This window comes from Shinella zoogloeoides, assembly GCF_022682305.1.
Taxonomy (GTDB): domain Bacteria; phylum Pseudomonadota; class Alphaproteobacteria; order Rhizobiales; family Rhizobiaceae; genus Shinella; species Shinella zoogloeoides_B.
Genome location: NZ_CP093532.1, coordinates 24,439 through 44,138 on the forward strand (window position 1 = coordinate 24,439; position 19,700 = coordinate 44,138).

Consider the following 19,700-nt stretch of genomic DNA (forward strand, 5'->3'; position numbering starts at 1 on the left):
CTCTAATCAAGGAATTAGTTGAACCTCGTTAATTGCCGCACGAGGTCTTCGGCCTTGGACAAAATCTATAATGTTGTCAGCAGCCTCGTGCTCGATAGCCAAACGCGACTTCGCCACTGCTGAGCCTATGTGGGGTGTCAAGATCGAATCATGTTCGCGATTGAGGAGACCCCCGTGGACCTTGTCAGGCCGGTCGGGTCTGGCCCAGTCCTCCATCTCATAAACATCAGCGGCGTAGCCTCCCAAGCGCCCCGCCTGCAATGCAGCGACAACAGCCTCTTCATCAACCACGCTTCCGCGTGCAGGATTAATAAGAAGTGCTCCTTTGGGCATTTTGGCGAGTTGTTCAGCGCCGAGGAGATGCTTCGTTTCGGCCGAAAGCGGGAGTGCACACACAAGAAAGGTAGACGACGAGATCAACTGGTCAAATTCAAGAGGCTTTACGTTCAGTCTGATCTCATCGGCTTTGTCCAGGGATTGACGATCCCAGTACGACACAATGGCGCCGAAGGTACTTAGGCGCTGTGCTATAGCTTTTCCGATCGCTCCCATCCCTAAAATGCCGATTGCTGTGCCCTGCAGCCCAAGGCCGTAAAACCGAGGGCGCCAACCTTTGTAATCCCTCCTGACGCTCTTGTCGCCTGGCAGAATGTGCCGCCCAAGAGCAATCATCAGACCGATTGTAAGTTCGGCTGTCGGGTCAGTGAGAAGATCGGACACTATCGTGACGTGGACTCCACGCTGCGTGCAGGCTTCGATGTCGAAGTTATCGAAGCCTTTCAGCGCACATGCCACAAGTTGAAGATCGGGAGCGTGCGCGAGTACAGACGCGTCGATCATGTCCGGCATGAACGCCATCATCGCCTTGGCGTCGCTCAATTCTGCGAGCAGTTTCTCGCGGGGCCATGTATCATCAGTATCGTTGCAAACTAAACGAGCGTGGGGAGATAGCTTTGAGATAATCTCCTCGTGGACGCGATGGGTGATTACTACCTTTGGGAGCATTTAATTTATCCTTCTATTGCAGCTGGCGGCGGAGGAGAGCGCCGACCTGGTCAACGATGGTGACCATCAGAAGGACAACGAGCATGATCGCAAGAACCTCCTGATAATTCATGATCCGGAGGGATGTCATCAACTCGAAACCGATACCACCAGCTCCCACAGTGCCCAGGATTGTCGAGGCGCGGAAGTTGTACTCCCACCGATAGATGGTCACATCGGCCAATTGCGGTAGAACTTGTGGCAAGATCGCCCGCGTCACGATCTGGAACGGCGACGCACCAGCTGCGCGTGCGGCTTCTATAGGCGCATTATCGCAATGCTCGATCGCCTCCGCAAAGAACTTGCCCACCATGCCAACCGAGTGAAGACCAAGAGCCAGCACGCCTGGGAGCGCTCCAAATCCCACTGCCGCCACGAAGACGATGCCCATAATCAGCTCCGGGATCGACCGTAGACCATTCAACAATCCACGCGAGATCATATAGATGACAGCGTTGGGTGCTGTTTTCCCTGAGGCGAAAAAGCCAACTGGAAGTGATATCAGTACCGCGATCGCAGTCCCAGCTATACTCATCGCCAGAGTGTCGATGAGAGGGCTGATCCACTCCAAGCCTCGGTTGAAATCCGGGGGAAACATTTCCGTACCGAGCTGCCAGAGCGCAGGAAACCCAGATCCCAGACGCTCCAGATCAAGAAGACCGGAGTGATAACTGCTAACAATGATCACACACGCAATTGCCAACGCGATCACGCCAGCTCTGGTCCAAGCTTTGTTTTGATGTTGAAGGATAGAGTCGTAGTCGGCCGACGGCTGTGTCATCACATATCCTGGAAGAAAGGACGCAGGCCAGCGCCTGCGTCGAAAGGTGAGAAACTGTCTCGAACGCGCCTTACTGACTCAGGTCCAAGTTCAGCACTTTACCGAGCTCACGGACGACGTCGTAGGCTTTGTCATCGATCGGAGCGAACCCATCGGCTTTGAAGGATGCCAATACCTTTTCGTCTTTAAGGTCGATGAAGGCTTTGGTGATCGCCTCTTTCAACGAAGTGTCAAGATCCGACCGCATGGTCCAGGGGTACTGCGGGAACGGATCGGACTCGGCGAGGGCGATAACTTTCTTAGGATCAATGGTGCCACGAGCGACCATTGAATTGTAGATGGGCAACGAAAGTCCGCCAATCTGAGCATTGCCATTCTGCACTGCAATAGCCACGGCATCATGCGACCCTACGAAGTTCTCGCTATAGTCTTTTCCAGCCTCAACTCCGGCCTTAAGCAGCATAGATTTCGGGATAAGGTGGCTTGAGGTGGAAGCCACGTCCCCAAACGCGACCTTTTTCCCTTTTGCATCTTCAAGGCTTTCGATGCCAGCCTCTGCATTGGCGACAACTACAGCGCGATAGGTAGTTTCGCCATCCTTCATAAGTGCTGCGAAAGGCTCGATATCAGCCTTGGTTTTCGCGAGCGTGTAAGAGAGCGGCCCGAAATAAGCCAACTCAAGCCGGCCGAAACGCATCGCTTCGATCATTGACGAGTAGTCGGTCGTTACGATCAGTTCAATCTCCCGACCGAGTGTCTTCTCAAGATACTCCTCGAGAGGACGATTGTTTTTGATGACAGTGGCGGCGTTCTCGTCCGGTAGCAACGCGACGCGCAATGTCTCTGGATTTGAGCCAGCATGCGCCAACGAACTCCAGCCAAGAACGGCGAGGAATGCGAGGGACAGAAGCTTCTTCATAATGCGGCCTCCATGGCAGCTAAAGGTTGATCATACTCGTAGTTGGACAAATCTTGTGTTGTGGTCGGATTTCTTGGGGCGCTGCGGTAGATCGACGCACACATTTGATCGGTCAGTTCGTCGACAGCGGCGTCCGCAACCACTTCCCCGTCGCGCATAGCAATGACCCGGTCGCCGAACCGGCGAGCTAGATCGATCTGATGAAGGCTGATCACAGCAGTGATGCCGTCGGCTGTGCATATTTCGCGAAGCTGCGACAGGACCTCGACAGCCGTTTCAGGGTCCAGACTTGCAACGGGCTCATCTGCAAGGACCAGTTGGGGCTTCTGGACCAGCGCGCGCGCAATGCCCACCCGTTGCTGCTGACCGCCGGATAGTTGATCCGCCCTGACGAGAGCCTTATCAAGAAGGCCTACGCGTTCAAGGCATTCCAACCCCAGCCTTCGATCCGAACGCGGCATAGGGAACAACGTACGCCAGCCAGAGTGGTAGCCCAGGCGGCCCGTCATGACGTTGTCGAGCGCGCTCAAGCGCCCTATGAGTTGGTGCTGCTGGAATATCATCCCAGTTCGCCTTCGGTGAATGCGAAGCTTAGTTTCCGCATCCAGAGCACCAATATCGTTAGAAGTGATCGAACCAGACGTCGGCGCAACCAAGCCGTTGAGTGTCCGGATGAGGGTAGATTTGCCTGCGCCGGATCTACCGAGGAGCACGACGAACTGACCCTGGTTGAACGTCAATGTCGTTGTCTTCAAAGCTTGGGTGCCGTTGGCATAGGTCACGGCAACTCCGTTCAGAGCCAGCATCACAATAATCCTGATCGTTAGTGGTGCATCGATTGAATATTTGCATCACTATGGGCGACATATGACGTCCGTTTATCAGGCTCGTGAAACTTCAATGACAGCACTTAAACTCAGCTCTACCTCCTCGCGTAGCTGCGATGGAGAAATTTCACCCAGAGCCGCCTGATCATGACGGCCCGGTCCCAATTCTACACCACCTTGACGGATGCTATCCCATATTCGGCCAGATAAACCGGCCCTTCTCCAGCCGCCGGGTAAAAAGGCAGGCGCCCAGACCATCATGCCAGATGATCTTCAAAATATCCGATCTGCGGCCCCTGAAGACGAAGAGATGCCCTGACAACGGATCATGCTGCAGAACCTCCTGCACCCGAAGCGCCAAGGAGGGAAAGCCACAGCGCATGTCCGTATATCCGCGCCTTCCTGGCGGGCACCCTTGATCCCGAATATTCCCGTCAGCTGACCGAGCAACTACGACAGGCAGGCGTCCCGGTTTGACCATGCCGTCGCTGGCAATTAATCTGAGCACGTGGCGGATGTTTGCAAGCAGACCCGGATGTTTGCGAGCACATTGGCAAAGAGCGTGAGCACGACGCCCGCTCCATTGTCAGATAATTCGAGCAGAAAATGCCGATGTTTGCGAGCAGAGGCGCTTATGTTGGCAAGCCGCTACAGTTAGGAGGGGTTTTAGTGGCTGGACTATCCGACCTCCATCTTGACCAGCAAAACGCTTCTGAGGGCGTTCTACGGCCTGCTGTGGGGCGCCCTGTTTGCGGTGCTTGGCAGAAGACCGATGCTGTGATTCAATGTCACCACGGTACAGGCTGGGAAGCCGATGACCGTAAAGGGTTAGGATGCCACCGTCTTCGGGCGGTGGCGTTCTCCGTTTTACCCCCTCTTTTTTCTTTCAAAAAATGAGAGAAGCCTTTTTCTGAAGATTCAGTTTGATGTTTAGAAAAAGTGTTCCGCAGTGTTCCGTAATGTTCAGTTCTATATATAGGCGCGACCGATTCAGCGTAAAAGCGCGACCGATTCAGCGTAAGAGGCGCGACCGATTCAGCGTAATTTGATGCCTAAGCGCGACCGATTCAGCGTGACCCCGCGACCGATTCAGCGTGACCCACCCTATAAGCCATTGAATCCTATAGGGTGAAAACCCATGCAGGGCGCGACCGATTCAGCGTAGCTAAATCCTTATGGTTTCACGCTTTTTTCGTGGAACGCTTGGCTGGTATTGACAGTACGTCCGAATCGGCTGGTTTCAGCCGGATTCCGGTTTCCGTCACGCTGACGGGGAGCTTGGGAAACACCTCGCAAATATGGGCCAGCTCCTCTTTGAACTTGGCGCGGAAATCGCGGTCACGGGTGTAGCCCCCCGTCTTCCCCGAGGTCACGAAATGCCCTTCGCCGAACTGCTCCTTGAGGGATGCCCAGCTAATCGCAATCGGTTCGGTCAGGCTGTAGCTGCGGTGGCTAAGCCAATAGTAAATGTCGATTTTGCGGGGGGAATCCGAGAATGCCCGAATGGCATGGACGTTGACCGGCAAGGCATGTTTGGCAAGGGTATCGTAAAACTCGCGGCTGAACGTGATTGTGCTAGGCCACAGCATTTGCTGGTCGGGATTGGTGGGGAACCAGACATCAAGCGAGGCGAATGGTGCGGTGTTGACGGTCTTCGCGCGCCCGCCCCTCTCGTCAAAGGTGCCGATAGTCATTTTGCAGGCGGCGAGCGCGTTCACCTGCTGCTTGAACGCGGTCAGGTTGCCGCGTGGGCCTCCGTTGGCATCAAAGCCCATCTTCTTGATGAAAGCGGTCAGGCTGTCGTCAATATTGATGGTCGGGGATTGCTGGCGGATAGCTTCGCTGCACAGGTGGAGCAACAACAGGCGCGCCCGCGAGCCGTAGGGCAAGGGCTGTTTGACGAACTCGCCTTCGGGTGACAACAGCTCGCCCGCATTGACGATAAGGCGCATGTTACCCTGCTTGCTGCGATATTCGCGCTCCTCGATGGGTTGGCGGCTGTAAGGCAGGCCACAGAGCGCCAAAACGCTGTGAATATGTCGGAGGTCTTCGCGCTGGCCGCCGACTTCAAGGGCGTCCTTGCTTTTCGCGCGACGGCGCGCCCCGCGTGACATGGCCTCCAGCTCGGCCGAACGTATGGCCTTGGCATCGTCGCGTTTGGCTTGCTCCTCGATAAGGAGCTGAACCTCAAGCTCGTACATTCTGGGTGCCAAGTTGCGCCGCTGGTGGCGCACTAGCTCCTGTTTCAGGTCGGCGTCACGGATAAGCGAAGGGGCTGGCTTGGTCTGTTCGGTCATGCCGCCCTCCCCTCCTCTGTAAGGCGCTGTAGTGCTACAGCGCTATAGCATTGCAGCGTTATCACGCTTTGCTGCTTTCCCTGATTTCGGCGGTAGTCGAGTATCCGCGCTTGGTCAGTACGGCGTCGATGCCTTCAATCAGGAGGTCGTTGAACTTCTTGCGGCCTTCGTGGAAGGCGATTTCATGCAGCTTGGCGGCTACCGCACGCGGAATGTAGACGCTGGTGCGAAACATATCGCCTTCGTTCTTGGCGGGGGTCTGGGCTTCCTTCACCTCGGCGCCATCGGCCGGAGCGACGGTGGCGGTAAGATTGCCTAGCACGGACGGGCGGGGTGCCTTGCTCATGCGGATTTTCCTTTCATGCGTTTATTTGCCCATTGCCAGAGGTCGCGCATTTCCTGCGCGGCTTTGCCGTTGGGGTCTCGTTCCGTGACCCCCTGCCCTGCTGCATAAGCGTCTTGGTAGTCGGCGCGCTGGCAGATGAAGGGTTCGGCCAAAACGCCAAGGGTGCGTAGCCCTGCGGCCATTTCGGCGGCGCGCGAGTTGCGCGGGATGGTCGAGCATTGCGACAGGACGAACGCGAACGGTTTGCCAAGGCGCTGCAAGGCCTGTGTGGTCGGCATGACGGCATTACCGTCGATGCTCGTCGGCCGGAGCGGCACAAGGCAGAGGTCGGCCGCCTGCATGGCAAGGTGGGTGGTCGGGTTGTCGGCACCTGCGGTGTCGAGGATGGTCAGGGTAAACCCTTGCGCCTTCACGCCCTCCAACAGCTTGGGCAGGTCGGCGACGATGTTTGCGGGAACCTGCTCGACATGGGGTAAATCTGCCTCGCGGAGATTGCCCCATGCGTTGAGTGAGCCTTGGGGGTCGAGGTCGAGGGCGAGAACTTTCTCGCCCGCGTCATGGGCGGCGACTGCTAGCGACGTGGCAATGGTGGTTTTGCCCGTTCCGCCTTTCTGGGTAACAAGGGTAATGATTCGCATGGCGGCATCATAACATCACGACGCTTGAGCGCTACCATGCTGCTACGCTACTGCATAATGATGCTAGAGCGTTGTGGCGCTTTTACACCATAATGCTGTAGCGCTGTAGCATTTTAATGCTGTGACGTTTTAATGTTGTAGCCCTTACGAACTTTGGCAATTTCAATGGTTTCCATGGCCTTGAGGGCGGCGGCTTCGGTCGGGAAGACCACGATTCGTACTTGTCCGGCGCGGTCGATGCGCCCCCATTCGCGCACCAGCGACCATTCGCCGAACAAGGTGGTCTGCACGTCCATCAGGTAATAACGGGCCATGTTCCGGCCTGCATCTTCGCGTGTGAGATAGACGCGCGGCGCCATTATTAATGCATCTGCTTCCTTGATGGCCGGAGGAGGGAGGCGGCCTTGTCCGCCACTATTTTGAGGGTTTGCCATCCAGTCAGGTCACGTTCGGCGATACGCTCCTGAATGGCGACCAGTACCCATGCGGCGGCGGTTACATCCTCGGCCGCCTTGCATGCCCTGAACCGCTCAAGGCATGCGACGATGCGCGGACGGGCGGAGCCGCTTTCCAGCTCGATACCAGCGGCAAGGGCCTTCGCCTCCCCGTAGGTGTCCATAAGACGTTGCCGGTGATGTCCTTCGCTGCTGGCGATGACGCCCAGTGTGAACGTCAGCGTGTTCATGAGGTCGGTAGTCTCATCGTGCATCTTGTTCCATCCCTTTAGCCGCCCAGCGCCCTGTAGATGCTCGACCTGCCGACCCCGTAGGAACGGGCGAGGTCGCTGACGTCCTCACCGTTGGCCTTGCGGTCACGGATTTCACGCTTCTGGTGCGGGGTAAGCTTGGCGGGCCTGCCCATGTGCTGCCCGCGCTCCTTGGCACGGGAACGGCCCTCGCTGGTACGGGTGCGTATCAGGTCGCGCTCTACGTCTGCTAACCCGCCCAACACCGCAATCATCATCCGGCCGGTACTGGTGGAGGTATCCGCCCACGGCTCGGCGAGGGACAAGAACTGCCCACCGGCATCCACCACCTGCTTGATGATGGCGAACAATTCAAAGGTCGAGCGGGCCAGCCGGTCAATCCGTGTCACCACCAGCACGTCGCCGCGTTCGAGCGCCTTCAGCAGGCGGGTCAGTTCCTTGCGGTTGGCCTGCGCGCCGCTGACCTTTTCACGGAAGATGGTGGCACAGCCTGCGGCGGCAAGCTGTTCGAGCTGGGCCTCAAGGGTCTGCCCCACGGTGCTGACGCGGGCGTAACCAAGGCGGGAAGGGGGGCGGATTTCGGTCATATCTTCTGGGAATCGTAACCCCTTGCTGGCAAAGGGGCAAGGAAACTTCCCAAAAGTCTTGATTTACGCAAAACCTCCACGCGCATTGAGGGTTGCAACTGCGCGGCTTTTGCCGCACATTCAACCGGCAGTGCCAGTATGCTTTCTCGTGGAAGGCACCTCCACCATTCCTCCCCGTGTGTGAGGTGTGTTTTCAAGCCCCCTCATGGGGGCTTCTTTCTTTCGGCAGGGTCAACTATTCGATGGCATCACCGGACAGACCCGCAGCAATCGAGTGGCAAGCGGACGCGCTGCGCGCGTTCGCCCATCCAAGCCGACTCGAAATCCTGTTCATGCTCCACCAAGGCAGGTACCCGGTGGGCATGCTGGCGCATGGACTGGGTGTGTCGGAAACAACGATCCTGAAACATCTCGCCGTCCTGCGTGCGCGGAGCATCGTCGCCATGCGACGTGAAGGCAGGTCTGTGCGCTACGAGATAGCGGGGCCGGAATGGGATGCGTTCTTGATGTTCCTGTTCAATACTATCACACGAAACATTCCAGACAGCTCAGGCAAGCTGGATAGCAAGCCGTAGGACGCGCAAAGCACCATAAATTACTTATCTATGTTAAAGTGCGCTCTGATGCTGTCCAAGGAAGCCTCTTCCCCCGAGGCAATCGTTATTATCGAAGTTAGCTCGGAGGCTCTAAAAGCTTTATGTTCACCATCATTAATGATGGTGATGTGCGTGGCGTCGATGAACGCGACCCATCCCGCATAGATTCGTTCTCGGCGGTCGATGGGAGATACATGCGTAAGGACGACTTGCATTGATGCCCCCTAAATTGGGGAGGCCTAATATGCAATGCGGCGTTCCCTTACAATACCGCTTGAAGTGTATCCGATAAAATTGGTTATATTATTGTATTATTATATGAATTGACGAAACCCATAAGAATTGCTGGCTGGGTCGTGGGTGGTAGCTGCAAACCCCATCCATTCCTAATGTCCGACCTCGCATCTCGCTTCAAGTTTGGCGATCCGCTCGTCCATCGAGCTGACGACGGCCCCGAGGTTCTGGGTTTGAATGGCAATCTGCCCCATCATCTGGCTGATTTGCATGAGGTATAGCCGCAAATTATCCATGCTGTCGGCGTGCCGCTCCATGGCGCTAAGGAAAACGCTCATATCGCTCATCGGCGGCCATTCACCAGTTCGCTGACCATCGTCACGTTATTGGCGATGTCGTTGGTGACGGCGGACTGCTCTTCGGTCGCGGCGGCCACCGTATTGGCGCTTTCCATCACGCCTTCCACCAGATTCTTGATACGCAGGAGCGTGTCGGACACGTTGTGCGAGATTTTCTGCATCCCGCCAATCTCCGCCACGATTTTCTCGGTTGATTGGCTGGTCTGGTTGGCGAGTTTCTTCACCTCGTCCGCCACGACCGAGAAGCCGCGCCCTGCGTCACCGGCCCGCGCCGCCTCGATGGCGGCATTCAGCGACAGGAGGTTAATCTGACTTGAAATCGCGTCGATGAGGGTCACGACCGCCCCCATGCTCTGGGCGGCTTCCGCCATCTGGTCGATGAACTGCGAAGCGGCCAAGGTCTCACTCGATACCATCTGCACGCTGTCGCGGGTCATCGCCATGCTGCGGGCGATGTCCTGAATCGAGCCGGTCATTTCATGGGTCGCGGCGGCCACGGAAGACGCCACCTCGGAGGTCTGGCGCGCCAACACCTTCTGCGCGGTGATGTCGGTCGCGTACTTCGTCACCATGTAGGGTGCGCCGTCATTCCCGAAAATCGGGTTGTAGCTGGCCTGTATCCAGACCTCCTTGCCGCCCTTGCCGAGGCGCAGAAACTCACCCGCCTGAAACTCACCACGGTTCAGCGCAGCCCAAAACTCCCGATAAGCGGGGCTTTGTGCATAGGCCGGTTCGACGAACATGCGGTGCTGCTGACCCTTAACCTCCGCCAGCGTGTAACCCATGGCGTTGAGGAAATTGTCGTTTGCCTCCAGAATGGTACCGTCGAGCGTGAAGGAAATCACGGCCTGCGAACGGTCGAGCGCTTCCTTCATCTTGAGGGTCTTCACGGTGATATCGGTGGCGAGTTTGACCACCTTCACCGTTTTGCCGCGTGCATCGTGAACCGGATTGTAGCTGGCCTCGATGTAGACCGCGCGGCCGCCTTTGCCGATGCGCTTGTACTGGGCGCTCTGGAACTGGCCGGAGCGCAATTCGTTCCAAAAGTCCTTGTAGTCCTGGCTCGCGGCGTAGTCGGGTTCCACGAACAGGCTGTGGTGTTTGCCGACGATTTCGTTCAGGCTATAGCCGAGCGTTTTGCAAAAATTATCGTTGGCCCAGAGGATTGTGCCGTCCGGCTTGAAGTGAATAACGGCCTGCGAGCGGTCAAGGGCCGCCATGATGGCATCATTTCCGCGTTTGAAGAGCTGTGATAGGAGCTGCATGTTCGTGGTTTCTTGTTGTTTTTATGCTTGTTAATCTAGGATGTGCTGTATTCCAATAATCAGGACTTGTTGGACATTAGATATTTCTTAGTATTATCACACCATAGCAATGACAATGCTACATTGATGCTTAAGAAATACGCAGGCGAGCGTAGTTTTGCGGTGCTTTGCTGACGGTTTCCGGCCTGTCCCAAAAGTCCTGATTTTTGCAACGCCTTCCGAAAAAAGAAACCATCCATTCAACGGCAAATTGCGGAAAGCCCTAGGGATGTGCCAGTGTCCCGCACAGGGATAATCCATAGGGTAGGTGCATGGGGCTGTTACGGATTCTCATCCGGTTGTTTGTCGGAAAGCGCAGGCCGTCCCGGCCACGACAACACGAGCCGTTCGTTGTCATCACGACTCCGGCCCCATCCCGCGCCCCGACGTCCTCGCCTCCGGCACCCACGGTTCTGCGGGGCCGGTGCTGGGTCGTCGATGGCGACACCATCGTGATTGACAACACCCATATCCGGCTGGCCGGAATCGACGCGCCCGAACTCGACCACCCTTATGGTAAGCAGGCGAAATGGGCGATGGTGCAGCTCTGCAAGGGACAGACGGTGACGGCCCGCATCCGGCCGGAACTCTCCTATGACCGCGTCGTGGCGGAATGCTCTCTCCCCGATGGGCGCGATTTGGCGGCCGAGATGGTGCGCGCTGGCATGGCGCTCGACTGGCCTAAGTTTTCAGGCGGCAAATACAGGCATCTTGAGACGCCGGAGGCACGGCGCAAGCTCTGGCGCGCGGATGCCCGCCAGCGCGGCAAGCTCAAGATGCAGAAGGATTGTTAGGTAATTACCGCCTCTGCTCTAACCTAACCAATTTTCGGTGTCGCGCGGGCCGTAGACAACGGCGACTACGAATATGCCGTAAGGCATCGGCTCGTAAATGGCGATATAGCGGCCTTCGATGAGAATGCGCGCCGTGGCGCTTAATTCGGGGCGCGGCGACCCCATCATGGGTTGACCCGCTGCAAGTTCGGCCTTGTCCAGAATGCGCCGGAGCAGGGCATCGGCGGCCCGCTCGTTATCGGGAGCGATGGCACGCCATATGTCCCGCAAATCCTCCTCGGCGCGAGGGCTGAGAATATACTTAGCCACGGGAGCGGGTTTCAGCTTTCAGTTCCGCCAGCAGGGCATCCGCCGTGACCTCGCGGCCTGCCCCGCTCGCCATGCCCTCGTCATAGGCTTTCTTGAGGCGGGCCAGCTCCATCTGGCGCATTTCCTCGCGCTGCTCCCACAAGCGTAACGCATCGCGGACGATTTCGCTGTTAGACGCATAGCCGCCGGTTTCGACGGCACCTTGCATCATAGCCGCTTGGTGCGGCGTCAGGGATACGGTGAGGGTTTTCATGTTCGTAGCTTTCATTTCTTCAGCTTATAGCACGCCTCACAAGAACTAACAAATATTGTTAGCCAGCCCTCGGCACACCCCCTACGCAATATCCAGCCGGGGCAAGGCGCGCACGATGCGTATGGTTTCAAGGCTGCCTTTGTCGCGCTGGGTACGGGCGTTATCCCGGTAGGATTCAAGAATGGTTTGAAGAGAATTGATTGCCATCGGGAAACTGCAAACTGACTTTGTTGAATATGGCGGTACGATACGGCTGTGAATCACGCCTAGGTTGAATTACCCACCAATATTGCAGGCGTTTCTCACCCTGTCCACACAAACGGCGTGCTCCGCCCCAGCACCACGCGAATATCAGCGGCATAGTAGTCCACCGTCTCGAACGGCCCGGCCTTGACCGGAATCGGCGTGTTGCGGAACACCGCCGCCGGTTCCAAGTCTTGCTGGCGCAGATAGACCGACAACGTCCGCCAGTCCCGCCAGCCCTCCAGCCGCTCCAGATGCTGCCGTTTGATGAGCAACGGCTTGGTGAACTCCCACAAGTCGCGGGCCGGGTTTAAAAGCAGGCTGAAAAAATGCACCTGCATGTGGTCGTTGAGGCTGAGGGTATCCCCCAGCCGGGGCAGGTGTTCCAGCTCCACCTTGTCCAGCGCCGCATGGGCTTCCCCCAGTGGCAAAGCCATGATGTAACTGTTCAGCTTCTGGCTGTCGTAAGTGCCCGGCGGCAACTCCACATGACGGCATATCTTGGCGGCGTAGGTTTCATAAATGGATGTCATTAAGTTCGTTCTCTGGCTCGCCACGAAACTGACCCTTGCCGTCATCGGCGCGGTGGCCTTCCTCCTCGAAAAGCTCACCGGCCACGTCCGCAAAAGAGCACACCAAGGCGCGCCGCAGCAAGAGCCGCGCCCGGTTTATCAGGCTCCGGCCCCCGCACCGGCAAGCGCCGCGCCTGCCGTGCATGTCCATGTGCATCTCGACCAGATGCACGCGCAACCGACCCCCATGCCGCCGCCCAAACCGCCCATGGCCTCCGCCCTGCCGCCTCCAGCGACGGTGCTCACTCGGCCTGACCACCGCATCTACGTCACCACCGGCAGCCACCTGATGCAGGAGCATCCGGCCTGCGATGACCTGCTCGACCGCCTCGACTATGTCCTTTACCGCGCCGCGCATCATGACGGCGAGCCGTTCACGGTCGCGCCGCCCCTCGATGAGGCACGGCATGGCCGTGCCATATCCCTCGACCTGCCGCCTGTCGCTGCCGTCGATGAAGGGGAGTTTTTTAGTGAGGAACGACGCAATCTGCCGCCGCCGGATGGTGCACTCTGGTTCCGCAAGGATGGGGAAGCGCCGCAACGGCTCACCACGGGCACCCCGTCGTAAATGGCGTGTTGTCGGGCGTGGCCTCTACCACTCAGATGAAAAGCCTATTCTCCGCCATCACGATAAACAGCCTCATAATCACGGCCACCATAAAAGACATTCAGGATTTCAACGGCCTTTTCGACCCGATAAGCAATGACGGCGCTGCGCTCAAACGGCACGGTTCGCAAACCTTCTACCAAGTCGTCACGAGGCCGACCGCCATGTGGCGCATTCCCAATCTTGCGGCATCGCGCCGTTATCCGGCCGACAAACTCCGCAGCGACACGGTGGCTTTGACTGGCTAAGGCGACTGTGCGGTAAATGCCTTTCAGATCTGCAATGGCTTCCGGCCGGTACTCGACCTTAATGCGCTGCATCAGGTAAGCCCTTGGCTTCACTTTCCATGAAGCGGGCCAGCTCAGCCTCAGCCTCGTCGGCGGATAGGCTTGGCCGTGGGTCGTTGATAGAGCGGCGGATACGGGCGCGCATGGCCTCAAGACGCTCAACGTCCTCGACACGCTGACGTTGCCAGACCCGCACGGCATCGCGCATGGCCTCGCTGGTGGTGGCAAATTCGCCGGATTCCACGCTTTCGCGGAGGGCCTGCATTTGTTCTCGCGCCATAGTGACGCTGACTTTCTCGGCGTTGTTCATGGTCAGGTTCCTTTCATTGGCTCCTTATAAGGTAGGATAAAATCCGACCTGACACCAGCATTTTCATGGATGCGCCGCGCGCCCCTCTTGCATCCTTCCCAAAAAACGCAATCTTGGGCTGCTCAATCTTTGGGGGATACCATGGCCATTGACCGCCGCGCAGCAGCCTACGCCGAGCAGTTTCACGGGCTTTTCATTTCGCGCTACACCGCAGCCGCGCGGGCCGGGCGCTCCGACCTCATCCCCGAACCCATCCGCGACATGATTGTCTGCTATGTGAAGGGCGTTCACTCGTCCAACCCCGTGGACGTGGTCGAGTGGACAAAGGATGCGCTCTACGCCTACCGCGTCAAGAACGGGCGCGATTGCCCCCTGCCGCCGGAGGTGCAGACAGTCGGGCAGGCCGCGCTTTCCGGCGCGGCGGCGGGGGCCAAGGTGGGCCTCGGTCTCGTGGCCCGCAGTCTGTTCCGCGCGTTCCGCTGACGCTTTCCTGCCAGCCGCGCGGGCAGAGGGTTTGCCTCGCGCGCGCGGCTGACGGACACTCACCACCATGGATGTTCTCAACGGCTTTTTCTGGCTACTTTCCACCGCGCTCTACAGCGCGGTGTGGCTGGTGCGTTTCGTCCTGACCCTTCCGTTGCGGCTGGTCAGGGCAAGCCGCAACCGCCGCAAGGCCCACGGCTCGGCGCGCTGGGCGCACCGCTGGGAACAATGGTGGCATGGCGCTGTCCGTGGCGAAGGTGTTCTCCTCGGTCGCGGGGCCTTCGGCCGCCTGCTGCGGTTTTCGTCTGACGGCATGGTGATGGTGTTCGCCGCCATGGGCGCGGGCAAGGGGCTTGGCGTGGTCATCCCCTCCCTCTTGACCTATCGCGGCTCGATGGTCGTCACCGACCCCAAGGGCGAGAACTACGCCATCACCCGCCGCCAGCGCGCCCGCTTCGGCAAGGTGTGGATGGGGCTCCGTGGGCATTTCTGCAATAATACCCGCTAAGGGAAAGCGAAGTTGTTTGGATTGAAACGGTTAGCGCGGATCGGCCTGAAGCGTTCGAGGGGTCGGTCAATTTCGTTCCAGAGATAGTCGCCGGTGAGTGCGATATGAGCCCAGGGAAGTGGTGCGACTTGGGAGAGCAGCTCGGCGGGAATATCGATGCCCTGGGTGCGGACATAATCGACAGCGCGGCTGAGATAGACGGTGTTCCACAGGATAATGGCGTTGACGACGAGGTTGAGACCTGACGCCCGATAGGCCATGGTTTCCGCCACGCGGTTGCGCAGCTCGCCAAGCTGGTGGAGGAAGACCGCCCGGGCAAGGGCGTGACGGCTTTCACCCTTGTTGAGGATGGCATGCGATCTGCGCCGGAGCTTGGTGTCGAGCAACCAGTCGCAGATGAAGATCGAGCGTTCAATCCGGCCCATTTCGCGTAGCGCCTGATTGAGCCGATTTTGCCGAGGCGATGCGGCAAGCTTCTTGAGGATGACGGACGGCGGCACGAGGCCCGCGCCAATCGATGACTTCAGCCGCAAGACCTCATCCCAGTGCTGCTCGATGACATCCATGTTGACGGCTCCCGAGATCAGCGCCCCGAGCGGCTCGTACGCCGCGTCGGGATCGATGACGAAGAGCCTGCGATTGCCGAGATTGCGGATACGAGGAATGAGCCTATAGCCGAAGCCATGGAACATAGCGAATGTCGTTTCGGTCGCGCCGGCGGTATCGGTTGCATGCTCATGGATTTCGACGGAGCTTTCGTTGTGAAGGAGGCCGTCGAGCACGTAGGGCGCTTCGCTCTCGGACGCCTGGATCATCCGGGAGAAGAAGGAGGCGAAACGATTGGACAGGAAGCCATAGACCGAAGCACCTGGTCTTTTGCCGTATTTTGCATTGTATTCGAGGCTGGCTTCACCGCGCCCGCCTGCCGGAAAGAACTGCCCGTCCGAGGAGGAGATATGACCGTCGCCCCAGACCGCGGCGAAGGGATGAGCCTGCTGCGCATCGACCAGCACGGCGGTCGCCGTAGCATAGGTTTCCGAGCGCAGATGCCTATCTACCATCAGCATCATCTGGTGGATCGTGACGCCGCGTGAGCTTTCCGCCATGCGTTCAGCACCGGCGTTGGTGGCGTCGGCAAGGATAGCGGCCATCAGCGCCGGCTCGTCGTTCGCCGTCTCGCCGGTGCGATAGTGTGTGAAGCTGTCAAGGAACCTGGTCCAGCTGTGGACCTCGGCAAGCAGGCTGGTGATCCTGATCCGGGGAACGAGGATGTAAAGACGCCGGCTGAGCGCGACGATCCCGTCACGCTCCTCCTCGCGGATCGGGGAGACCGACAAACCCTTGTCGGAAATAGCCGCATCCGGAATGGCGTTGGCGGCCGCCGCCCTTGCGGGGTCGTCTCAGAAAACGGAAAATAAAGCACGCTAAGCGTGCGTGGAGGCTGGCACCCAGCGGTACAGCGTCGGAATGGACACGCCGAGGTTCTTGGCCACGTCCTTGGGCGGCACCCCGCTGGCCAGCAGCTTCTTGGCCGACTCGATCTTGCTGTCGGTCATCTTCGGCTTGCGGCCGCCTTTGCGGCCGAGCTGCTTGGCGACTTCCAGCCCGGCGCGGGTGCGCTCGACGGTCAGCTCGCGCTCCATTTCGGCAAGGCTCGCCATGACGTGGAAGAAGAACCGCCCGGATGGTGTGCCGGTGTCGATGGAGTCGGTGAGGCTCCTGAACTGGACACCGTGCTTGTGCAGATCGCCGACCAGATCGACCAGTTGCTTGACCGACCGGCCCAGCCGGTCGAGCTTCCAGACGACCAAAGTATCGCCTTCGCGCAGCATTTCGAGCGTCTTGGCCAAGCCAGGCCGGTCTGCCCGCGTGCCACTCACCTTGTCCTCGAAGACCTTTTTACATCCGGCCTTGCTCAAGGCTTCGCGTTGCAGCTCCAGGTTCTGATCCTGCGTCGAGACGCGCGCATAGCCAATCAACATGGCTTGTCTCGCGCCCGGTCGATGCGTTCCTGCATCGCCTGCATCACTTCTTCGTGGGTGTACGATCTGGCGTTGGCGTCGGTGGCTTGCCGCAGGGCTTCCTCAACCTCGCGCGTCATCCGCTCGTAATCCTCCGGCCACAGCGCTTGCTCCATGCGCAGCGACGCCTGACCCAGCAGGTGCAGCAGGCTGAACAGCCGCATGTCGTTGGTGGCGACGATGCGCTCCCGAATCTGCTCCTGAATAGCTTCGCTAGCCCGATGCGCTTGTGGTGTGGCAGTCCCCTCGTAGTCAGCGGGGAATTCCGCTTCCTCGGCAATCCTTGCCCAGGCGCTGGCCAGCGCCTCGATGGTTGACGTGCTCATTTCCGCCGCTCCTGTGCTCTTTGGCGAATCAACCGGCCAAGGGGCCTCGACGCGAAAACCAGCAGCATCACGCCTATCGGATACCAGGTCGAGAAGACCACCAAGGCATCGAAGGCTGGCCGTCCGGTGTTGGTAGGCAGTACGGCGGTCACAGCCATCAACCCGCCGACCGTCCAGATGATGCGCCACACGTAGGGCATCACGCGGGGCACGTAGCCGTCATCGAAAGCGGTCTGGTAGTAGCGGCGCAGGCCGCGCTCGGCAAGCGCCTGGCGCTGCCGCTCCGACAGCGCATCCGTCCGGCCATACCAGCGCCGGAATGGTGGACAGCGCAGCAGCAAAGGGGTGAAGAGGATCATCACCGCCACGATCGCGACACCCCACGCCATGACGGCGCCGGCATCGGGCCGCTTGGCGTTCTCGATCACGGGCGCGAAGACGCCCGGAGCACCGATCATCCAGAACAGCGCAATGTGCTGATGGAAGGAGAGCTTCATTTGCTCATCCACTTGCGCAGCAGGCGCTTTTTCAGGGAGGCGCGTTCTTGCGGGTTGCGTCCCTTGTGATTGGCGATGCGATCCGCCGTGGCGGCCTGGCGCTTGACGGGCCAGTAGGAGCGGCCATCCTTGCCCATCGACCAGACGCTGCTGGCCTGGTTTTCCAGCAGGGGCAGATGGGCGCTCAGGGCTTCGGGCGACGCGCTGGTCAGCGCCGTGCGCTCACGGGTGCGCCAGCGCTGATGCCAGAGCTTCTTGTCCTCGCGCTCGCTGCCGCAGGTCGTGTGCCCGACGATGGGTGTTTTGCGGCGGCTGCGGCTCATAACGTAGTGGTCTCCAAGAACATTCAGGACTGATCCCAGGCGTCGATGGTCAAGACCTGATCGGCAGGACAGGCGGCTACGCGGTCGGGAACTGGATGGTGTTCAGTCTCATGCCGACCCCATTCGATTGATCGCGTCGCTTGCGGCACGCTGCGACGCAAGGAGGTTTGCGACCTGGTTTAGCAGCCGTGTCCGCTGCATGTCTGTTACCTATCTCCCCGACCGCTCATTGGACCAACTCCAGAGATTGGGCTCTATCGCTCAGCCAATACGAAACCGGCATTGGCTGATGCCACAACCGAGACGAACACAAATGGCTCGGTACCTGTATTTCGCGCCCCGTGCACTTGGCCCGGTCTTGCCACGGCTATCTCACCTTCCCTGAGGGCACGAACAATCCCATTGCCCTGAAAGTAATCAGCCATTCCCGACAAAACAGTCCACGTGTCTTGGCCGTGAGGATGAATGTGAGCCGCAATTTCCTGCCCGGGATGGACATGCCAAACCACGATAATTGAGTCTCGGGTTTCAAGCACAACGGAACGAATAGGCTCGCCTTCGGACGGCTGAACATACTCGGCTACAGAAAATATTCTCGATTCAACAGTCATCGGAGATCCCTCTTTCACAGTGCCCCCAGACAGGCTGGATATGAATTCTAACTCGAATTTGAACGGGAGGCTGGTCGTGCGGTCGTGCAGTTGCCGATGAGCGTGTCGGCTGCTGCCTCCTTGCCCACCAGCGAACTCACGTCCGTTGCGGCCATCCAGAAGGTCTTGCCCGAGCGCGGCTCATAGGTCGCGGGATCGAACACGCCAGAGGGGCCGAACATCGGCGGCTTGATTGGTCATGGCTCCATGCCTTTGTCGTTACGGTCTTCATCGTCGGCATCCTGACGCACGGCGGGCAATTGCTGGAGCAACGCCGGCAGCCATTCCTGTACCGTCTCCCACACCACATCGAGGTTGATGTCGAAATAGCCGTGAGCCATGCGATTACGCATATTGCGCATGCTGCGCCACGGCACGTCGGCATGCGCCTGGGTGAACTCGACGTAGCCATCCATCACCTTTGTGGCCGCCTCGCCGATGACGATCAGGCTCATGATGACGGCCTGCTGGGTGCGCTTGTCGGCCAAGAAGTCGTCCTTGGCCATCCCTTCCACGAAGCTGCGCGCATCGGTTGCGGCCTGCTGAATGTGGTCGAGGTAATCGGGCAGGCGGTTCTCGCTCATATCGGTTGCGCCTCCGCGAGCACCTTGGCCCGGAACTTCGGCGGCAGGTCGCCGGGAGTCAGCAGATCGACGTCAACGCCGAGCAGCGATTTCAGTTCTTCTTCCAAATCGCCCAAGTCCAACAACGTGGCACCGGGCAGCGCATCGACCAACAGGTCGAGGTCGCTGCCATCCCGGTCGGTGCCATGCAGCACCGAGCCGAAGACGCGCGGGTTCGCGGCGCGAAAGCGGCCTACCGCTTCACGCACTGCGCTTCGCTTCATGTCAAGCACAACAGACGGTCGCATGCGCATCC

31 protein-coding genes and 2 pseudogenes are annotated in these 19,700 nt (G+C 58.9%); 5 read left to right on the plus strand and 28 right to left on the minus strand.

Features of this window, described 5'->3' with window-relative positions; all coding sequences use genetic code 11:
- Window positions 1-6: 6 nt before the first annotated feature.
- The 11 genes and pseudogenes from MOE34_RS24865 to MOE34_RS24915 form a co-directional block, all read right to left on the minus strand.
- Window positions 7-1,005 carry a phosphonate dehydrogenase gene (locus MOE34_RS24865; protein ID WP_003501101.1) on the minus strand — a complete coding sequence of 333 codons (999 nt, stop codon included), beginning with the start codon at window positions 1,003-1,005 and terminating at the stop codon, window positions 7-9.
- 13 nt (window positions 1,006-1,018) lie between these two features.
- Complete coding sequence (gene phnE, locus MOE34_RS24870) at window positions 1,019-1,825, minus strand: phosphonate ABC transporter, permease protein PhnE (protein WP_006473411.1); 807 nt, start codon at window positions 1,823-1,825, stop codon at window positions 1,019-1,021.
- Between the two features lie 70 nt (window positions 1,826-1,895).
- Window positions 1,896-2,744 carry a phosphate/phosphite/phosphonate ABC transporter substrate-binding protein gene (phnD, locus tag MOE34_RS24875; protein ID WP_003501103.1) on the minus strand — a complete coding sequence of 283 codons (849 nt, stop codon included), beginning with the start codon at window positions 2,742-2,744 and terminating at the stop codon, window positions 1,896-1,898.
- A complete protein-coding gene (gene phnC, locus MOE34_RS24880) occupies window positions 2,741-3,550 on the minus strand; it encodes a phosphonate ABC transporter ATP-binding protein (RefSeq protein WP_006473175.1) in 810 nt (269 codons plus the stop codon). Before phnC ends, phnD begins: the two co-directional genes overlap by 4 nt.
- A 220-nt stretch (window positions 3,551-3,770) precedes the next feature.
- Window positions 3,771-3,953: pseudogene (tnpB, locus tag MOE34_RS24885) on the minus strand (IS66 family insertion sequence element accessory protein TnpB); the annotation flags it as partial.
- A 799-nt stretch (window positions 3,954-4,752) separates the two neighbouring features.
- The gene (locus MOE34_RS24890) at window positions 4,753-5,868 is read right to left on the minus strand and encodes a replication protein RepA (RefSeq protein WP_242225232.1); all 1,116 of its coding nucleotides are present in this window, start codon (window positions 5,866-5,868) and stop codon (window positions 4,753-4,755) included.
- Window positions 5,869-5,929: 61 nt separating this feature from the next.
- Complete coding sequence (locus MOE34_RS24895) at window positions 5,930-6,214, minus strand: hypothetical protein (RefSeq protein ID WP_242225233.1); 285 nt, start codon at window positions 6,212-6,214, stop codon at window positions 5,930-5,932.
- Window positions 6,211-6,852 carry an AAA family ATPase gene (locus tag MOE34_RS24900; RefSeq protein ID WP_242225234.1) on the minus strand — a complete coding sequence of 214 codons (642 nt, stop codon included), beginning with the start codon at window positions 6,850-6,852 and terminating at the stop codon, window positions 6,211-6,213. The genes MOE34_RS24895 and MOE34_RS24900 overlap by 4 nt, the downstream gene beginning before the upstream one ends.
- 113 nt (window positions 6,853-6,965) lie before the next feature.
- Complete coding sequence (locus tag MOE34_RS24905) at window positions 6,966-7,211, minus strand: WGR domain-containing protein (RefSeq protein ID WP_242225235.1); 246 nt, start codon at window positions 7,209-7,211, stop codon at window positions 6,966-6,968.
- A gap of 2 nt (window positions 7,212-7,213) precedes the next feature.
- Window positions 7,214-7,537, minus strand: a complete 324-nt coding sequence (locus MOE34_RS24910) for a hypothetical protein (protein ID WP_242225236.1) — start codon at window positions 7,535-7,537, stop codon at window positions 7,214-7,216.
- A gap of 38 nt (window positions 7,538-7,575) precedes the next feature.
- Window positions 7,576-8,145, minus strand: a complete 570-nt coding sequence (locus MOE34_RS24915) for a recombinase family protein (RefSeq protein WP_242225237.1) — start codon at window positions 8,143-8,145, stop codon at window positions 7,576-7,578.
- Window positions 8,146-8,387: 242 nt separating this feature from the next.
- Here MOE34_RS24915 and MOE34_RS24920 point away from each other — a divergent pair, with 242 nt between their 5' ends.
- Window positions 8,388-8,720, plus strand: a complete 333-nt coding sequence (locus MOE34_RS24920) for an ArsR/SmtB family transcription factor (protein ID WP_242225189.1) — start codon at window positions 8,388-8,390, stop codon at window positions 8,718-8,720.
- 407 nt (window positions 8,721-9,127) lie between these two features.
- On the opposite strand, the gene MOE34_RS24925 is transcribed toward MOE34_RS24920, so the two are convergent.
- Window positions 9,128-9,322 carry a hypothetical protein gene (locus MOE34_RS24925; RefSeq protein ID WP_242225191.1) on the minus strand — a complete coding sequence of 65 codons (195 nt, stop codon included), beginning with the start codon at window positions 9,320-9,322 and terminating at the stop codon, window positions 9,128-9,130.
- Window positions 9,319-10,554 carry a methyl-accepting chemotaxis protein gene (locus tag MOE34_RS24930; protein WP_242225193.1) on the minus strand — a complete coding sequence of 412 codons (1,236 nt, stop codon included), beginning with the start codon at window positions 10,552-10,554 and terminating at the stop codon, window positions 9,319-9,321. Before MOE34_RS24930 ends, MOE34_RS24925 begins: the two co-directional genes overlap by 4 nt.
- A 536-nt stretch (window positions 10,555-11,090) precedes the next feature.
- Between MOE34_RS24930 and MOE34_RS24935 the strand changes: the two genes are divergently transcribed.
- The gene (locus tag MOE34_RS24935; RefSeq protein ID WP_242225195.1) at window positions 11,091-11,432 is read left to right on the plus strand and encodes a thermonuclease family protein; all 342 of its coding nucleotides are present in this window, start codon (window positions 11,091-11,093) and stop codon (window positions 11,430-11,432) included.
- 18 nt (window positions 11,433-11,450) lie between these two features.
- On the opposite strand, the gene MOE34_RS24940 is transcribed toward MOE34_RS24935, so the two are convergent.
- The 4 genes from MOE34_RS24940 to MOE34_RS24950 all read right to left on the minus strand — a co-directional run bounded on the left by MOE34_RS24940 (window position 11,451) and on the right by MOE34_RS24950 (window position 12,770).
- Window positions 11,451-11,741, minus strand: coding sequence for a type II toxin-antitoxin system RelE/ParE family toxin (locus MOE34_RS24940; RefSeq protein WP_242225197.1), 291 nt, complete (start codon window positions 11,739-11,741; stop codon window positions 11,451-11,453).
- Window positions 11,734-11,994 carry a type II toxin-antitoxin system ParD family antitoxin gene (locus tag MOE34_RS24945; protein ID WP_242225199.1) on the minus strand — a complete coding sequence of 87 codons (261 nt, stop codon included), beginning with the start codon at window positions 11,992-11,994 and terminating at the stop codon, window positions 11,734-11,736. Before MOE34_RS24945 ends, MOE34_RS24940 begins: the two co-directional genes overlap by 8 nt.
- A gap of 81 nt (window positions 11,995-12,075) precedes the next feature.
- The gene (locus MOE34_RS25480) at window positions 12,076-12,201 is read right to left on the minus strand and encodes a hypothetical protein (protein WP_277955673.1); all 126 of its coding nucleotides are present in this window, start codon (window positions 12,199-12,201) and stop codon (window positions 12,076-12,078) included.
- Between the two features lie 95 nt (window positions 12,202-12,296).
- The gene (locus MOE34_RS24950; RefSeq protein ID WP_242225201.1) at window positions 12,297-12,770 is read right to left on the minus strand and encodes a hypothetical protein; all 474 of its coding nucleotides are present in this window, start codon (window positions 12,768-12,770) and stop codon (window positions 12,297-12,299) included.
- On the opposite strand from MOE34_RS24950, the gene MOE34_RS24955 reads away from it, so the two are divergent.
- Window positions 12,760-13,377 (plus strand): hypothetical protein, encoded by a 618-nt coding sequence (locus MOE34_RS24955; RefSeq protein WP_242225203.1) that lies wholly within the window; start codon window positions 12,760-12,762, stop codon window positions 13,375-13,377. The two genes, MOE34_RS24950 and MOE34_RS24955, sit on opposite strands and share 11 nt — an antisense overlap.
- A 44-nt stretch (window positions 13,378-13,421) precedes the next feature.
- Here MOE34_RS24955 and MOE34_RS24960 read toward each other — a convergent pair whose 3' ends face one another.
- Both MOE34_RS24960 and MOE34_RS24965 read right to left on the minus strand, forming a co-directional pair.
- Complete coding sequence (locus tag MOE34_RS24960; RefSeq protein WP_242225204.1) at window positions 13,422-13,736, minus strand: type II toxin-antitoxin system RelE/ParE family toxin; 315 nt, start codon at window positions 13,734-13,736, stop codon at window positions 13,422-13,424.
- Entirely contained in the window at window positions 13,723-14,013 is a 291-nt protein-coding gene (locus tag MOE34_RS24965) for a ribbon-helix-helix domain-containing protein (RefSeq protein WP_242225206.1), read from the minus strand. The genes MOE34_RS24960 and MOE34_RS24965 overlap by 14 nt, the downstream gene beginning before the upstream one ends.
- 141 nt (window positions 14,014-14,154) lie before the next feature.
- On the opposite strand from MOE34_RS24965, the gene MOE34_RS24970 reads away from it, so the two are divergent.
- Both MOE34_RS24970 and MOE34_RS24975 read left to right on the plus strand, forming a co-directional pair.
- A complete protein-coding gene (locus tag MOE34_RS24970) occupies window positions 14,155-14,496 on the plus strand; it encodes a hypothetical protein (protein ID WP_242225208.1) in 342 nt (113 codons plus the stop codon).
- A 67-nt stretch (window positions 14,497-14,563) separates the two neighbouring features.
- On the plus strand, window positions 14,564-15,004 hold the full coding sequence (locus MOE34_RS24975; protein ID WP_242225209.1) for a type IV secretory system conjugative DNA transfer family protein: 441 nt from the start codon (window positions 14,564-14,566) through the stop codon (window positions 15,002-15,004).
- On the opposite strand, the pseudogene MOE34_RS24980 reads toward MOE34_RS24975, so the two are convergent.
- The 9 genes and pseudogenes from MOE34_RS24980 to MOE34_RS25020 all read right to left on the minus strand — a co-directional run.
- Window positions 15,001-16,395: pseudogene (locus MOE34_RS24980) on the minus strand (Tn3 family transposase); the annotation flags it as partial. The gene MOE34_RS24975 and the pseudogene MOE34_RS24980 sit on opposite strands and share 4 nt — an antisense overlap.
- A 33-nt stretch (window positions 16,396-16,428) precedes the next feature.
- Entirely contained in the window at window positions 16,429-16,986 is a 558-nt protein-coding gene (locus MOE34_RS24985; protein WP_003100847.1) for a recombinase family protein, read from the minus strand.
- Window positions 16,980-17,351 carry a hypothetical protein gene (locus MOE34_RS24990; RefSeq protein ID WP_003100853.1) on the minus strand — a complete coding sequence of 124 codons (372 nt, stop codon included), beginning with the start codon at window positions 17,349-17,351 and terminating at the stop codon, window positions 16,980-16,982. The genes MOE34_RS24985 and MOE34_RS24990 overlap by 7 nt, the downstream gene beginning before the upstream one ends.
- A complete protein-coding gene (locus MOE34_RS24995) occupies window positions 17,348-17,848 on the minus strand; it encodes a hypothetical protein (RefSeq protein WP_003100856.1) in 501 nt (166 codons plus the stop codon). The genes MOE34_RS24990 and MOE34_RS24995 overlap by 4 nt, the downstream gene beginning before the upstream one ends.
- A complete protein-coding gene (locus tag MOE34_RS25000; RefSeq protein ID WP_003100858.1) occupies window positions 17,845-18,171 on the minus strand; it encodes a hypothetical protein in 327 nt (108 codons plus the stop codon). The genes MOE34_RS24995 and MOE34_RS25000 overlap by 4 nt, the downstream gene beginning before the upstream one ends.
- Window positions 18,172-18,425: 254 nt before the next feature.
- Window positions 18,426-18,782 (minus strand): cupin domain-containing protein, encoded by a 357-nt coding sequence (locus MOE34_RS25005; protein ID WP_003465043.1) that lies wholly within the window; start codon window positions 18,780-18,782, stop codon window positions 18,426-18,428.
- Window positions 18,783-18,829: 47 nt separating this feature from the next.
- The gene (locus MOE34_RS25010; RefSeq protein ID WP_003154411.1) at window positions 18,830-19,003 is read right to left on the minus strand and encodes a hypothetical protein; all 174 of its coding nucleotides are present in this window, start codon (window positions 19,001-19,003) and stop codon (window positions 18,830-18,832) included.
- 15 nt (window positions 19,004-19,018) lie between these two features.
- Entirely contained in the window at window positions 19,019-19,405 is a 387-nt protein-coding gene (locus MOE34_RS25015) for a HepT-like ribonuclease domain-containing protein (RefSeq protein ID WP_003100872.1), read from the minus strand.
- On the minus strand, window positions 19,402-19,692 hold the full coding sequence (locus tag MOE34_RS25020) for a nucleotidyltransferase family protein (RefSeq protein WP_001247892.1): 291 nt from the start codon (window positions 19,690-19,692) through the stop codon (window positions 19,402-19,404). The genes MOE34_RS25015 and MOE34_RS25020 overlap by 4 nt, the downstream gene beginning before the upstream one ends.
- Between the last annotated feature and the right edge of the window lie 8 nt (window positions 19,693-19,700).